Origin of the sequence: Paraburkholderia sp. USG1 (assembly GCF_031570135.1) — a bacterium.
Taxonomy (GTDB): Bacteria; Pseudomonadota; Gammaproteobacteria; order Burkholderiales; family Burkholderiaceae; genus Paraburkholderia; species Paraburkholderia dioscoreae.
This window is the reverse complement of record NZ_JAMWXW010000004.1, coordinates 330,043-345,048: the sequence shown is the minus strand read 5'-3', so window position 1 is coordinate 345,048 and position 15,006 is coordinate 330,043. Positions and strand designations below refer to the sequence as shown.

The following is a 15,006-nucleotide window of genomic DNA, read 5'->3' as shown; positions in this document are numbered from 1 at the left end:
CATCAACACCAGTCAAGCATCAATCACCCTGAGGGAACGCCATGAAACGTTTGTGGGCTGCGTCGTTGTGCGCGCTGTCTGTGTCGTCTGTCTTCGCTGCGGAACCTGCTGCCTGCCGCGACGTCCGCTTCGCCGATGTGGGCTGGACCGATATCGCGGCGACCACCGGGCTCGCGTCGACCGTGCTCGAAGGGCTCGGCTACAAGCCGACCAAGACGATCGCTTCGGTGCCGATTACCTTCGCGGGCGTGAAGAGCAAGCAGATCGACGTGTTCCTCGGCTACTGGTCGCCGACCATGGACCCGATGATCGATCCGTTCAGGAAGTCCGGCCAGCTCACGGTACTGCCCACGCCGAATCTGACCGGCGCGAAATACACGCTGGCGGTGCCGGATTACGCGTATCAGTCCGGCATCAAGACGTTCTCCGACATCGCTAAAAACTACGACAAGCTCGACGGCAAGATCTATGGAATCGAGCCGGGCAACGACGGCAATGCGTTGATCAAGAAGATGATCGACACCAATCAGTACGGGCTCGGCAAATTCAAGCTGGTGGAGTCGAGCGAGGCGGGCATGCTGGTTGAGGTGAACCGCGCGATTCGCGCGAAGAAACCGATTGTGTTTCTCGGCTGGGAGCCGCATCCGATGAACGTGCAGATGAAGCTCGATTATCTGTCCGGCGGTGACGACGTGTTCGGGCCGAATTATGGCGAAGCCAAAGTGCTGACGGTCACGCCGAGCGACTATTCGGCGCGCTGTCCGAATGTTGCGAAGCTGGTGTCGAACCTGCAGTTCACGACCGATATCGAGAATCACGTGATGCTGCCTATCATGAACAAGACCGACCCGAATAAGGCCGCGCGCGAATGGTTGAAGGCGAATCCGGCAGTGCTCGACAAGTGGCTGGCGGGGGTGAAGACTTATGACGGGAAGGATGGGTTGCCGGCTGTTAAGGCTTATGTAGCGGGGAAGTGAGGTTGGGTTGAGGATGGGGCGACGGATGGGCATTCGTTGGGATGCTTTTTACGTCGCCCTTTTTTCTCCGCTGTCTATTCAGGCCTTGACCGGCGGTTTCGTGGGTTGCTGGCGGATCAGTCATTTCCGCGTTGCGGTTCCTTGTCGTCTGACGGTTGCGGTTCAGTGTTCCTACGGGGTTTGTCGATGTTTGTCGACTCGCGTTGGATTCGGGGAATGGATGCCGTATTTTTAGGAGTTGTCGGATTTTTCGTTTGTTGCAGTCCTTATAGGGTGCTTGGGCTAGATCCAAGTACAACCAATAGGGACGACGATGATAAGAAACAGAATTAAAGAGAGTCCGGGCGGAGTGGCCGGCCGCCTGTTGGCCGCGCGCTTACACCGGGGGAGTGCCTGGCAAAGTCGTGTCCCTAAGCAACCTCAAATCGCCCGCGCCCGCCCCGGAAACGTCTCATCATAATCCCCGCTATCTTCCGCCTCCGCCGCGGTGCCGCGCTGCTCGCGATACATCATCGGCGGCAAACCGAATTGCTTGCGGAATTCACGGCCCAAATGCGAAGCATCCGAAAACCCGCAGCTCGACGCAATGTCGGCCACCGTCTTATCCGAACTCGTAAGCAACCACGCGGCGGTGCGCAAACGCACCTGCTTCGCGTAAGCCTGCGGCGCCTTCCCCGTCTGCGCTTTGAAAAGCCGCTCCAACTGACGCGGCGAAAGATCCAGCTTGCGCGCGAGTTCATCGAGCGATAAAGAACGACCCACGTGCTGTTCCATCAGCAGAATCGCGCGCTTCACCTTCGGATGCGCGGCCGGCGCGAGTCCCGGTGGATGCGGCTGCGGCGCATTGCCTTTCTGCATGTCGTCGACAAGCAGAATACGCAACGCCTTCTGCACCGTGGCGGTTTCGAAATGGCGCAACAATATCGCAGCAGCCACATCGATCGACGCGCGTCCGCCTGAACACGTAATACGCCGGCGGTCGATCACGAACAGCCTGTCGGCGACCAGCGCCTCCTCGTTGACCGACGGAAAGCGTTCGATGAAATCCCAGTAGTGAAACCAGCTCACGCAGATACGGTGGCCGTCCAGCACGCCCGCGCGCATCAGCGAGAACACCCCCGTGCACATGCCGACGAGCGTCGCATCGGCAGCGGCGGCGCGGCGGATGAAGGCAAGCGTCGCGTCATTCGCGGCGGGCCCGGAATGCAGCAGGCCGCCTACCACCACCACGTAATCGAACGGTTCGGCGGTGTCGAACGTTTCCCACGGCGTGATCTGAATGCCGCAGCTCGCTCGCACCGGAGCGAGGGTTTCCCCTATCACGCTCCACGAACAGCGCACCGGCTTGCTGAAGTCGCCTTCGTCCGCGGACAGGCGCAGCAGGTCGACGAAACCCGAGAACGCCGTCAGCGTGAAATTCGGCAACAGGATGATGCCGAAGCGGATGCGCTGCTTCGAAGTGCCGTCTATCGATTGAAGGGGAAGCGGTTCAGCGGAATTCATGCACGCAGCCAGCAAGGGAAAGGGTTGGATCAAGCATAGCACCGGGAATGACGGGCGCCGCGCGCGTGCCGGGCGGCGCCGTGCCGCCAGCATCGCCAGCCGCAAGCCCGGCGCCTGTCGCAAATGCGTCAGAAGTCTTCGTAAATGCGCCGCGGCGCTTTGCCGGCGGCCCGCTTGACGCCACTATCCCACGGTCATGCCGTTTTTATTCTATCGATTCAAATTGACGTGCGGTGCAATAGGGGCAAATCCACCCACGGCATCGCAACGCACAAGGCACGCCATGAACGTCAGCGTCTTCGATCTGTTCAAGATCGGCATCGGTCCTTCCAGCTCGCACACGGTCGGGCCGATGATCGCTGCATGCCGCTTCGCCTCGCATATCGAAGACGCCAATCTGCTCGGCTTCGTGCGCAGCGTGAAGGTCGATCTGTTCGGCTCGCTCGGCGCAACCGGCAAAGGGCACGGCACGGACAAGGCGGTGCTGCTGGGACTCGAAGGCAATCTGCCCGATTCTATCGACCCGGACCTGATCGAGCCACGCCTGCAGACCATCCGCGCGACCAGACAACTGGTTCTGCTCGGCAAGCATGCCGTGAAATTCGACGAACGCGAGCATCTCGGCTTCTTCCGCAAGCTGATGCCGGGCGCGCCGGGTTCGGCCATCGTGCATCCGAACGGCATGCGCTTTCAGGCCTTCGACGAAAACGGTCAACTGCTGGTGGAGAAGGAGTATTACTCGATCGGCGGCGGCTTCGTGGTGAATCGCGAAGGCGATCGCGTGAACGGCGTGCGCGCCGGCGCCCAGGTGCCGTATCCGTTCCGTACCGGCGACGATCTGATGCGCGTCTGCCGCGAAACGGGCCTGTCGATCGCGCAGATCACGCTGCGCAACGAGTGCGCGGCGCGTCCCGAGCAGGAAGTACGCGAAGGGCTGCTGGCCATCTGGCGCGCCATGTCCGCTTGCGTCGAACGCGGCTGCAAGGTGCGCGGCGAATTGCCCGGCCCGATGCACGTGAAGCGCCGGGCCGCCGATCTGTGCGCGCAACTGCGCTCGCGGTCGGAAGAGTCGTTGCGCGATCCGCTCTCCATGCTCGACTGGGTCAACCTGTACGCAATGGCCGTCAACGAAGAAAACGCGGCGGGCGGGCGCGTCGTCACGGCGCCGACCAACGGCGCGGCCGGCGTGATTCCCGCCGTGCTGCACTACTACGTGAAGTTCATGCACGCGTCGAACGACGAAGGCATCGTCAACTTCCTGCTGACGGCCGCGGCGATCGGCATCATCTACAAGGAAACGGCGTCGATCTCCGGCGCCGAAGTGGGCTGCCAGGGCGAAGTGGGCGTGGCGTGCTCGATGGCCGCCGCGGCGCTCGCCGCCGTGATGGGCGGCACGCCGACGCAAGTGGAAAACGCTGCCGAAATCGGCATGGAACACAACCTCGGCATGACCTGTGACCCGGTCGGCGGGCTCGTGCAGATTCCGTGCATCGAACGCAACGCAATGGGCGCGATCAAGGCGCTGAACGCCGCGCGCATGGCGATGAAGGGCGACGGCCAGCATTACGTATCGCTCGACAATGTGATCAAGACGATGCGCGAAACCGGCGCCGACATGAAGACGAAATACAAGGAGACGTCGCGCGGCGGGTTGGCCGTGAACGTCATCGAGTGTTGAACAGTAACGAAGCATTAAGCACGAGTATCCACAAGGACCGACGATGAGCCGCTATTCGATATTCAGCCTGTTGCGCAACGGGATGTCGTATCACGAGAACTGGGAGCGACAGTGGAAGAGCCCCGAGCCCAAACGTGAATACGACGTCGTGATCGTCGGCGGCGGCGGGCATGGTCTCGCCACCGCGTATTACCTGGCGAAAGAGCACGGCGTGCGCAATGTCGCCGTGCTGGAGAAGGGCTGGATCGGCGGCGGCAATACGGCGCGCAATACGACCATCGTGCGCTCGAATTACCTGTGGGACGAGTCGGCCGCGCTTTACGAGAAAGCCATGCAGTTGTGGGAAGGGTTGTCGCAAGACTTGAACTACAACGTCATGTTCAGCCAGCGCGGCGTGATGAATCTCGCGCATACGTTGCAGGACGTGCGCGACACCGAGCGCCGCGTGAATGCGAACCGGCTGAACGGCGTGGACGCCGAATTCCTCACGCCCGCGCAGATCAAGGAAATCGAGCCGACCATCAATCTGAACAGCCGCTACCCGGTGCTCGGCGCGTCGATCCAGCGCCGCGGCGGCGTGGCGCGTCACGATGCGGTGGCCTGGGGTTTCGCGCGCGGCGCGGATCAGGCCGGTGTCGATATCGTGCAGAACTGCCAGGTCACGGGTATTCGCCGCAACGGCAGCCAGGTGGTCGGCGTGGACACCACGAAGGGTTTCATCAAGGCGAAGAAAGTCGCGGTGGTGGCGGCGGGCAATACGTCGACACTCGCCGACATGGCCGGCGTGCGGCTGCCGCTGGAGAGCCACCCGTTGCAGGCGCTGGTGTCGGAGCCGATCAAGCCGGTGGTCAATACGGTGGTGATGTCGAATGCGGTGCATGCGTATATCAGCCAGTCCGACAAGGGCGATCTGGTGATCGGCGCGGGCGTGGACCAGTACACGGGTTTTGGTCAGCGCGGCAGTTTCCAGATTATCGAAGGCACGCTCGAAGCGATCGTCGAAATGTTCCCGGTGTTCTCGCGGGTGCGGATGAACCGGCAGTGGGGCGGCATTGTGGATGTGTCGCCGGACGCCTGCCCGATCATCAGCAAGACCGATGTGAAGGGCCTGTATTTCAATTGCGGCTGGGGCACGGGCGGCTTCAAGGCAACGCCGGGTTCGGGATGGGCCTACGCACACACCATCGCGAAGGACGAGCCGCATCCGCTGAACGCGCCGTTCTCGCTGGACCGTTTCTATACCGGCCACCTGATCGACGAGCACGGCGCCGCCGCCGTCGCCCATTAACGCCACGCACTGGAGAACCCAATGCTGTTGATCGAATGCCCCTGGTGCGGGCCACGCGCCGAAACCGAATTTTCCTGCGGCGGCGAAGCGGACATTGCCCGTCCGCTCGACACCGACAAACTCAGCGACAAGGAATGGGGTGACTACCTGTTCATGCGCAAAAACCCGCGCGGCGTGCATCGCGAGCAATGGCTGCACACGCAAGGCTGCCGCCGCTGGTTCAAAGCGCAGCGCGACACCGTGAGCTACGAGATCCAGGGCTACGAGACGTTCGAGCGACCGCTGCTCGCGATGGACAGCAACGAGCCTAACGAACAAAACAAGGCACAAAACAAGGCACCGAACCAGGCACCGAACCAGGCACCGAACCAGGCACAAGAGGGCAAGGCACCATGAGCCAGAAAGACCGACTCCCCAACGGCGGGCGCATCAATCGCGCGATGCCACTGACCTTCACGTTCAACGGCCGCCAGTACCAGGGTTATCAGGGCGACACGCTGGCCTCCGCGCTGCTCGCGAACGGCGAGCATTTCGTGGCGCGTAGCTGGAAGTATCACCGGCCGCGCGGCATCGTCACGGCGGGTGTGGAAGAGCCGAATGCCGTGGTGCAACTCGAAACCGGCGCATACACGGTGCCGAATGCGCGCGCCACCGAAGTCGAGCTGTACCAGGGACTCGTCGCCACCAGTGTGAACGCGAAGCCGAGCATCGAGAAAGACCGCATGGCGGTCAACCAGAAGATCGCGCGCTTCATTCCGGCGGGCTTCTATTACAAGACCTTCATGTGGCCGCGCAAATTCTGGCCGAAGTACGAAGAAGTGATCCGCGACGCGGCCGGTCTCGGCAAGGCGCCGGAACACACCGACGCGGACCGCTACGACAAGTGCTTTGCGCATTGCGACGTACTGGTGGTGGGCGGCGGCCCGACCGGCCTCGCGGCCGCGCACGCAGCCGCGTTGTCCGGCGCGCGCGTGACGCTGGTCGACGATCAGCCGGAACTCGGCGGCTCGCTGCTGTCGTGCCGCGCGGAGATCGACGGCAAGCCCGCGCTGAACTGGGTGCACAAGATCGAAGACGAACTGCGGCAAATGCCCGACGTGAAAATCCTGTGCCGCAGCACGGCGTTCGGCTATCAGGACCACAACCTCGTGACGGTCACGCAGCGGCTCACCGAGCATCTGCCGGTATCGCAGCGCAAGGGCACGCGCGAACTGATGTGGAAGATCCGCGCGAAACGGGTGATTCTCGCGACCGGCGCGCATGAACGGCCCATCGTGTTCGGCAACAACGATCTGCCGGGCGTGATGCTGGCGTCGGCCGTGTCGACCTATCTGCATCGCTATGCGGTGCTGCCGGGCCGCAACGCGGTGGTCTTCACGAACAACGACGACGGCTACCAGTGCGCGCTCGATCTGAAAGCGGCCGGCGCCCAGGTGACGGTGGTCGATCCGCGCGCGGGCGAATCGAAGGGCACGCTGCCGGCGCTCGCAAGGCGCTATGGCGTCAAGGTGATGAGCGGCACGGTGATCACTGCGGCACACGGCAAACTGCGCGTGGCTTCGGTCGAACTGGCGTCGTATCCGAACGGACAGGTCGGTGCGAAGCAAGGCGAGTTGTCGTGCGACCTGCTCGCCATGTCCGGCGGCTGGAGCCCGGTGCTGCATCTGTTCGCGCAATCGGGCGGCAAGGCGCACTGGCATGACGGGAAGGCCTGCTTCGTGCCGGGCAAGGCGATGCAGGCGGAAACGAGCATCGGTGCCTGTGCCGGCGACTTCACGCTCGGCCAGGGCATCCGCTTCGCGGTGGATGCGGGCGTCGAGGCGGCGCGCGCGGCGGGCTTCATCGTTGCACGCCCGAATCCGGTGCAGGTGGCCGAGATCACGGAAGCGAAGATGCAGCCGCTGTGGCTGGTCGGCGGACGCGAACTGGCTACGCGTGGGCCGAAGCAGTTCATCGACTTCCAGAACGACGTCTCCGCTGCGGATATTTTCCTTGCGGCGCGTGAAGGCTTCGAATCGGTCGAACACGTCAAACGCTATACGGCGATGGGTTTCGGCACCGACCAGGGCAAGCTCGGCAATATCAACGGCATGGCGATTCTCGCGCAGGCGCTCGGCAAGACGATTCCCGAGACCGGCACGACCACGTTCCGGCCGAACTACACGCCGGTCACCTTCGGCACGTTTGCCGGCCGCGAGCTGGGCGAGTTTCTCGATCCGGTGCGCAAGACGGCGGTGCACGAGTGGCACGTGGAAAACGGCGCTGCCTTCGAGGACGTGGGCAACTGGAAGCGTCCGTGGTACTACCCGAAAGCCGGCGAGGATCTGCCCGCGGCAGTGGCGCGCGAGTCGCTCGCGGTACGCACGAGCGTTGGCATTCTCGACGCCTCGACGCTCGGCAAGATCGACATTCAGGGCCCCGATTCGGCGAAGCTGCTGAACTGGGTCTATACGAATCCGTGGAGCAAGCTGGAAGTCGGCAAGTGCCGCTATGGCCTGATGCTCGACGAAAACGGCATGGTCTTCGACGACGGCGTGACCGTGCGCCTCGCCGACCAGCACTACATGATGACGACCACCACCGGCGGCGCGGCACGCGTGCTCACGTGGCTCGAACGCTGGCTGCAGACGGAGTGGCCGGACATGCGCGTGCGGCTCGCGTCGGTCACGGACCATTGGGCCACCTTCGCCGTGGTCGGTCCGAACAGCCGCAAGGTGCTGCAGAAGGTCTGCCAGGACATCGACTTCGCCAACGCGGCGTTCCCGTTCATGAGCTATCGCGAAGGCACCGTGGCGGGCGCCGCGTCGCGCGTGATGCGCATCAGCTTCTCGGGCGAACTCGCTTATGAAGTGAACGTGCCGGCCAACGTCGGACGCGCGGTATGGGAAGCGCTGATGGCCGCGGGCGCGGAATTCGACATCACGCCGTATGGCACCGAAACGATGCACGTGCTGCGTGCGGAGAAGGGCTACATCATCGTCGGCCAGGATACGGACGGTTCGATGACGCCGTACGACCTCGGCATGGGCGGGCTCGTCGCCAAGTCGAAGGACTTTCTCGGCAAGCGTTCGCTGACCCGTTCGGACACGGCGAAGGCCGGGCGCAAGCAACTGGTCGGCTTGCTTTCGGACGACCCGTCGTTCGTGATACCCGAAGGGTCGCAGATCGTCGCCGGACCGTTCCAGGGCGACACGGCGCCGATGCTCGGCCACGTCACGTCGAGCTACTACAGTCCGATCCTGAAGCGCTCGATCGCGATGGCGGTCGTGAAGGGCGGTCTCGACAAGATCGGCGAGACGGTCACGATTCCGCTTGCGAGCGGCAAACAGATTGCAGCGAAGGTTACCAGTTCGGTGTTCTACGACAGCGAAGGAGCACGTCAACATGTGGAATGAAACAAGAGGGACGGCGTCGGTCGTGGATCGCGCGGTCGGCAAACAGACTGGCGTGTGGCAGGAGTCGCCGCTGGTGGGCGCGGACGCGCTGCTGAAAAAACATCAGGCGACGGCATCCGCGGCGTTCAGGCTGGGCGAGCGGCCGTTTCTGGAACTGGTGAACGTGCGCGGCGATACACGTGATGCCGCATTCGTGCGCGCAGTAGAGAGCGTGATCGGCTGCCGTCCGCCTGAGAAGGCGAACACGGTGGCGCGCGGCAACGGCTACGACGTGCTGTGGCTCGGCCCGGACGAGTGGCTGGCGCGCTCGGCCGTCGCACACGACGCGACGCGTACCGCTCCGTTGCAGGCGAAACTCGGCGCCGCGTTCGCGGGTGTGTTCGCGTCGGCGGTGGATATCGGCAGCGGCTATACGGTGCTCGAAATCAGCGGCACGCGCACGCGCGAAGTGCTGTCGCGCGGTTGCCCGCTCGATCTGCATCCCAAACTGTTCGGCGAAGGGCTGTGTGCGCAGAGCCACTATTTCAAGGCATCGATCACGTTGCTGCCAACCGGCGCGAACAGTTTCGACATTGTCGTGCGCCGCAGCTTTGCGGACTACTTCGTAAAGATCATGCTCGACGCGGCCGAGCCGCTGATGTCGTAAGGCGCGGCGAGCGGCGGTTGCCAAACCGGACCGCTCGCGCCTTTCGCGCTGAATGACCGACATGACGTCGACACGTCTAGCCACCGCGCGTCTCACCGAGCGCGCGTGCCACGAGGGCGATGCCCATGCCGCGCTGGCGTTGCTCGACCAGAGCATCGTGCTGCGGCACCGGCGCATCGCGCTGATCCGTTATCTGCTCGCGCAACAACTCGGTGCGCCGCTGCAGGCGCGTCACCATGAATACGTCGAAAAAATCGCCGCACGGCTGAGTGCGGATACGCTCGCGCGCATTGCCGGCGCCGCGCGCGCACGTCTGCGAACGTAACTCACGAAACGCGCGTGTGCGGAACGACGCCCCCGTTCCATCCCGATGACGTATTTCTTCTATGTGGCCGATTTATGTCGGCGTCTACTGAAAACTCGCCGGAGTACCCACGCGGCAGCCGCCGCACCAACCAGGGGATGACATGTCTACTGCTTATCAGCCTCGCGCGAGCGCAGCCGCCCGACTCGAACGACTGCCGTTCTCCGGTTACCACCGGACCATTTTCATCATCATCGCGATCGCGTTCTTTTTCGATTCCGTCGATCTCGGCACGATGACCTTCGTGCTCGGCTCGATCAGGACGGAATTCGGCTTATCCACCGCGACGGCGGGTCTGGTGGCCAGCGCGAGCTTCTTCGGCATGGTGATCGGCGCGGCGATTGCTGGATTGCTGGCGGATCGCTTCGGACGCCGGCCGGTGTTTCAGTGGAGCATGGTGTTGTGGGGGCTCGCGTCGTATTTGTGTTCGACGGCGCAGAGCGTCGAAGCGTTGATCTTTTATCGCGTGCTGCTCGGTTTCGGCATGGGCATGGAATTTCCGATTGCGCAGACATTGCTGTCGGAGTTCGTGCCGGCAGCGTCGCGCGGCCGTCTGATTGCGCTGATGGACGGATTCTGGCCGCTCGGTTTCATTGCTTCGGGCGTGGTGTCGTACTTCGTGCTGCCGACGTTCGGCTGGCGCACGGAGTTCGCGCTGCTCGCGATTCCCGCGGTGTTCGTGCTGATCGTGCGCCGCGTGGTGCCGGAGTCCCCACGTTGGCTCGAACATCGCGGACGTTTCGGCGAAGCCGACAAGATTCTCGCGGAAGTTGAAGTGAAAGTGATGAAAGCGGCCGGGCTGAGTCAGTTGCGCGCGCCAGCGATGCTCGCCGAGCCGCCGGCCGCTCAGGGCACGGGCGCGTTCCGCGAGATCTGGAGCATAGCGTACCGGCGTCGGACGATCATGGTGTGGACCCTGTGGTTCTTCGCGCTGCTCGGTTTCTATGGGCTCACGTCGTGGCTCGGCGCGTTGATGCAGCAGGCCGGCTTCGCCGTGACGAAGTCGGTGCTGTACACGGTGCTGATTTCGCTCGGCGGTATTCCGGGGTTTATCTGTGCGGCCTGGCTGGTCGAACGCTGGGGACGTAAGCCGACTTGCATTGCGTCGCTTGCGGGCAGTGCGGTGATGGCTTACGTGTATGGACAAACCGCGCTGCACGCGCAGACGCCGACCTTGCTGATCTGCGCCGGGCTCGCGATGCAGTTCTTCCTGTTTGCGATGTGGGCGGTGTTGTACACCTACACGCCGGAGTTGTACGGGACTGGCGCGCGGGCGACGGGTTCGGGTTTCGCGTCGGCGATTGGCCGCGTGGGTTCGTTGATCGGACCTTATGTGGTGGGCGTGGTGCTACCGGTGTTCGGTCAGGGCGGTGTGTTCTCGCTCGGCGCGATGTGTTTTGTGATCGCTGCGGCGGCGGTGTGGATTCTTGGTATCGAGACGCGTGGGTTGGCGCTGGAGACGCTGGTGTCGGAGGCGGTTGAGACCGATGCGCGTGGGGTGTTGAGTCCGGTGCGGGATTGAAGGTTCACGGCTTGTGGATAGCGCGCACCATCACGCCGTTCCACGCGAACGCGACGCGGTTGTCGGCCATGCGGAAAACGGCCGTACAGTTCGCGCTGTCGAGCAACGTGGTGCGGGCGGGCAAGCCGACATCCGGTGGATAGACGTTGTAAAGCTCTTTCAGCTTGATGGCGCTGTCCACCTCGCTGACCACGAAGCCGTCATGCGGCGTGCAGGCCTGGTGATTGAATTCGATACGTGTCGGTGAGATGGCCAGAACCTTGCCGAGGATCTGTTTTGCCCCAGGAATGCCCGTTGAGATGGGGGCGTACGACACGACATCAGTCACCACCCATTTGCCGGCGAATCCAGCCGCCGATGGTACTGGCGCGGAGGCAGCCTGCTGCGCGTTAGCGAGTCCGGTCGCGAAGATGAATGCAACGGTCGCGCTCAACCGACGGATGCTCATTGGTCGGGTTGCCGGAAAGGAGCGGACTCGCGCATGCGGCGATTTACAGTCCTCGGCCGCGCTGCGCGGGTCCGGCTGGACTGCGACTCGATCTGAGCGGGGTGATCAATACGTTATTCATCGTCCGGGAAACGAGGGTCTTCATGAGTTGTACGCGAACGGCACATCTGAACTGCGGGCTCATGCCCCATCCTATTCAACGCGCGGCGTCGGCAAGCGCCGTCAGAATCTTATAAGCCACGCTCACCCGATCATCATTCGGAAAGTTCTTGTTGGCGAGCATGACGATGCCCAATTGCTTCTCCGGGACGAACGCCACATACGCGCCGAACCCATTGGTCGAACCGGTCTTGTTGATCCAGACATCCTGCCGAGGCGCGAGCGGTGGCTTGATCTCGACTGCGGGCGTTGCCTTTAAAGCCATCGTGGACGAATTGCCCGCCAGCAACGTCTTCAACGCTACCGGATACGCGTATTGCTCCCAGATCAGATCCTGGGTCAACACGCCTGCCTTGAAGTAACCGGTGTGCGTCTGCGTGATCGCGCGCTGCAACTTCGCGTCGAGCGGGAGCAGATTCATGTTGGCCTGCATGAAGCGCGTCATATCTGCGGCGGTGGACTTGACGCCGTAGGCTTCGTCGGATAGCACGCCGGGCGCCATTCGGATCGGCGCGCCATCCTTTTTATAGCCTTGCGCGTAATCCGGCATCCGCGCTTCTGGGACGTCGATGTAGCTGTTCTTTAATCCCAGCGCGGGAAACATGCGCTGTTCCATCAGCGGCGTGAAATCCTGGCCCATGCTTTTCGCCGTGATCAGACCGAGCGTGCCGATGCCGGGATTGGCATAAGTCCGGCACGTGCCCGGCGCGCAACTGGGCCGCCATGCCTTGAAATACTGCATGAGTTCGTCGTTGTCGTGGATCTCGTCGGGCACTTGTAACGGAAGCCCGCCCGGCGTGTGCGTGCCCAGATTGATCAGCTTCACGTTGCCGAACTGGCTGCCCTGAAGCACAGGCAGATACTTGCCTGTCGTATCCGACAGCGAGAGATTGCCGCTGACTTGCGCATACGAAGCCAGCGTTGCCGTGAAAGTCTTGCTGATCGAGCCGAGCTCGAAAAGCGTGTCGCCGGTCACGGGCTTGCCGGTTTCCGTCGACGCCACGCCGTAGTTGTACACATAAGCCTTGCCCCCCGCGACGATGCCGACCGCCATGCCGTGAATACCGTCTTTCGCCATGAGCGGGCGGATCGCCGCATCGACCGTGCGTTGGATGCTGTCTTGCGTGACGTCGGCTGCGCGGCTCATCGAAGCGGTGGCGCACAATGCAAAGACGACGGTCGCCGTAAGGCTGAGGGCTTTGAACTTCATTGCTCGCGGTTCCTTGATTGTGTGTCTACGAATGAGCCCGCACTATCCGGCTTTTGCGCAGCGCTGACAATCGAGGATAAGTTGCGCGAGGGTAAAGAAAATCTTGTGCACAAGGACCAGCGTCACACCGTCGCGCTCTCCCGTTTGCGCGATGCCATGCCATTCGCCACGAAATAGGGCGTATCCACCCGCGCCAGCGCCTCGCGTCCGCGAATGCGGTCGGCTATCTTCTCCGCCAGCATGATGGTCGGCGCGTTCAGATTGCCGGTGGTGATGCGCGGCATGATCGAAGCATCCACCACACGCAGTCCTTGCATGCCGTGCACGCGGCCTTCGTTGTCGACCACGGCCATGTCGTCGTAGCCCATCTTGCAGGAACAGGACGGATGAAACGCTGTCTCCGCCCGCATGCGCACGAAGCTGTCGAGTTGTTCGTCGGTAGTCAGATCGGCGCCGGGATTCAGTTCGCGGCCGCGATAACGGTCGAGCGCCGGTTGCCGCATGATTTCGCGCGTGATGCGAATGCCGTCGCGGAACTCGCGCCAGTCGAGCGGATCAGCCATATAGTTGAACAGGATGCCCGGATGCGCGTTCGGATCGCGTGAGGTGAGCTTCACGCGGCCACGGCTCGGCGAGCGCATCGAACCGACGTGCGCCTGGAAGCCGTGCATCCTGATCGCGTTCGAACCGTTGTAATTGATCGCGACCGGCAGGAAGTGATACTGGATGTTCGGCCACAGATCCTCGTCGCGCGTGCGGATAAAGCCGCCTGCTTCAAACTGGTTGCTCGCGCCGATGCCGGTTCCGTTCAGCATCCATTCGAGTCCAATGGCCGGCTGATTCCACCACTGTAAAGCCGGATAAAGCGAAACCGGCTCCTTGCACTCGTACTGGATATACATCTCCAGATGGTCTTGCAGGTTCTCGCCCACACCCGGCAGATCGTGAACGAGCGGAACGTCCAGTTCGCGCAGCCACGTGGAACGGCCCACGCCCGAGCGCTGCAGCAATTGCGGCGAAGCAATCGCGCCGCTGCACACCATCACCTCGCGGCGTGCCTGCGCATTCAGCGCATTGCCATGATGCAGATACGCAACGCCGACCGCGCGCTTGCCGGAGAACAGCACGCGATCCGTCACGGCATGCGTGACGATGGTCAGATTGGGCCGCGCCTTCGCGCGATCCAGATAGCCGCGCGCCGTGCTGGCGCGCCGGCCGTTCGCCGTGACCGTGCGATCCATCGGGCCGAAGCCTTCCTGCTGATAGCCGTTCAGATCGTCGGTGCGCGGAAAGCCCGCCTGCGCACCGGCTTCGACCATCGCGGCAAAGAGCGGGTTGTTGCCGGGCTTGCTCGTGGTGACGTGCACCGGACCGTCGCCGCCGTGGTACGCGTTCGCGCCCACGTCGCGCGTCTCGGCCTTGCGGAAATACGGCAGGCAATCCAGATAGGTCCAGTTTTCCAGGCCCGCGTGCGCGGCCCAGCCGTCGTAATCGAGCGCATTGCCGCGGATATAGCACATGCCGTTGATCAGCGACGAGCCACCGAGCCCCTTGCCGCGCCCGCACTCCATGCGCCGGTTGTTCATATGCGGCTCGGGGTCCGTTTCGTACGCCCAGTTGTAGCGGCGTCCTTGCAGCGGATAGGCGAGCGCGGCCGGCATCTGCGTGCGGAAGTCGAAACGGTAGTCGGGGCCGCCCGCTTCGAGCAGCAGCACGGTCACGTCCGCGTCTTCGGTGAGGCGCGAGGCGAGCACATTGCCCGCCGAACCTGCGCCCACGATGATGTAGTCGTATTCGTTCGCAGCCATCGCCCTGC

The 15,006-nt window shown here is 63.0% G+C and carries 12 protein-coding genes; 8 read left to right on the top strand and 4 right to left on the bottom strand.

What is annotated here, in order from left to right:
- The first annotated feature begins 41 nt into the window (after positions 1–41).
- Positions 42–977, top strand: a complete 936-nt coding sequence (locus NE850_RS08000; protein WP_165188300.1) for a choline ABC transporter substrate-binding protein — start codon at positions 42–44, stop codon at positions 975–977.
- A gap of 420 nt (positions 978–1,397) precedes the next feature.
- Here NE850_RS08000 and NE850_RS07995 read toward each other — a convergent pair whose 3' ends face one another.
- Positions 1,398–2,480, bottom strand: a complete 1,083-nt coding sequence (locus tag NE850_RS07995; protein WP_007177091.1) for a GlxA family transcriptional regulator — start codon at positions 2,478–2,480, stop codon at positions 1,398–1,400.
- A gap of 283 nt (positions 2,481–2,763) precedes the next feature.
- Here NE850_RS07995 and NE850_RS07990 point away from each other — a divergent pair, with 283 nt between their 5' ends.
- From NE850_RS07990 to NE850_RS07960, 7 genes are all read left to right on the top strand, one after another.
- Positions 2,764–4,158: an L-serine ammonia-lyase gene (locus NE850_RS07990; protein WP_007177092.1), complete on the top strand. Its 1,395-nt coding sequence runs from the start codon at positions 2,764–2,766 to the stop codon at positions 4,156–4,158.
- Between the two features lie 43 nt (positions 4,159–4,201).
- Positions 4,202–5,446 (top strand): sarcosine oxidase subunit beta family protein, encoded by a 1,245-nt coding sequence (locus NE850_RS07985; RefSeq protein WP_165188304.1) that lies wholly within the window; start codon positions 4,202–4,204, stop codon positions 5,444–5,446.
- A 21-nt stretch (positions 5,447–5,467) separates the two neighbouring features.
- A complete protein-coding gene (locus tag NE850_RS07980) occupies positions 5,468–5,842 on the top strand; it encodes a sarcosine oxidase subunit delta (RefSeq protein ID WP_165188306.1) in 375 nt (124 codons plus the stop codon).
- Positions 5,839–8,841, top strand: coding sequence for a sarcosine oxidase subunit alpha family protein (locus NE850_RS07975; protein ID WP_165188308.1), 3,003 nt, complete (start codon positions 5,839–5,841; stop codon positions 8,839–8,841). The genes NE850_RS07980 and NE850_RS07975 overlap by 4 nt, the downstream gene beginning before the upstream one ends.
- Complete coding sequence (locus tag NE850_RS07970; protein WP_007177096.1) at positions 8,831–9,487, top strand: sarcosine oxidase subunit gamma; 657 nt, start codon at positions 8,831–8,833, stop codon at positions 9,485–9,487. The genes NE850_RS07975 and NE850_RS07970 overlap by 11 nt, the downstream gene beginning before the upstream one ends.
- A 61-nt stretch (positions 9,488–9,548) precedes the next feature.
- Positions 9,549–9,812 carry a hypothetical protein gene (locus NE850_RS07965; RefSeq protein WP_035516607.1) on the top strand — a complete coding sequence of 88 codons (264 nt, stop codon included), beginning with the start codon at positions 9,549–9,551 and terminating at the stop codon, positions 9,810–9,812.
- A gap of 142 nt (positions 9,813–9,954) precedes the next feature.
- On the top strand, positions 9,955–11,373 hold the full coding sequence (locus NE850_RS07960; RefSeq protein ID WP_007177098.1) for an MFS transporter: 1,419 nt from the start codon (positions 9,955–9,957) through the stop codon (positions 11,371–11,373).
- Positions 11,374–11,377: 4 nt separating this feature from the next.
- On the opposite strand, the gene NE850_RS07955 is transcribed toward NE850_RS07960, so the two are convergent.
- From NE850_RS07955 to betA, 3 genes are all read right to left on the bottom strand, one after another.
- A complete protein-coding gene (locus NE850_RS07955) occupies positions 11,378–11,821 on the bottom strand; it encodes a hypothetical protein (RefSeq protein WP_007177099.1) in 444 nt (147 codons plus the stop codon).
- A gap of 196 nt (positions 11,822–12,017) precedes the next feature.
- Positions 12,018–13,190, bottom strand: coding sequence for a class C beta-lactamase (ampC, locus tag NE850_RS07950; protein ID WP_007177100.1), 1,173 nt, complete (start codon positions 13,188–13,190; stop codon positions 12,018–12,020).
- Between the two features lie 122 nt (positions 13,191–13,312).
- On the bottom strand, positions 13,313–14,998 hold the full coding sequence (betA, locus tag NE850_RS07945; RefSeq protein ID WP_310698603.1) for a choline dehydrogenase: 1,686 nt from the start codon (positions 14,996–14,998) through the stop codon (positions 13,313–13,315).
- Between the last annotated feature and the right edge of the window lie 8 nt (positions 14,999–15,006).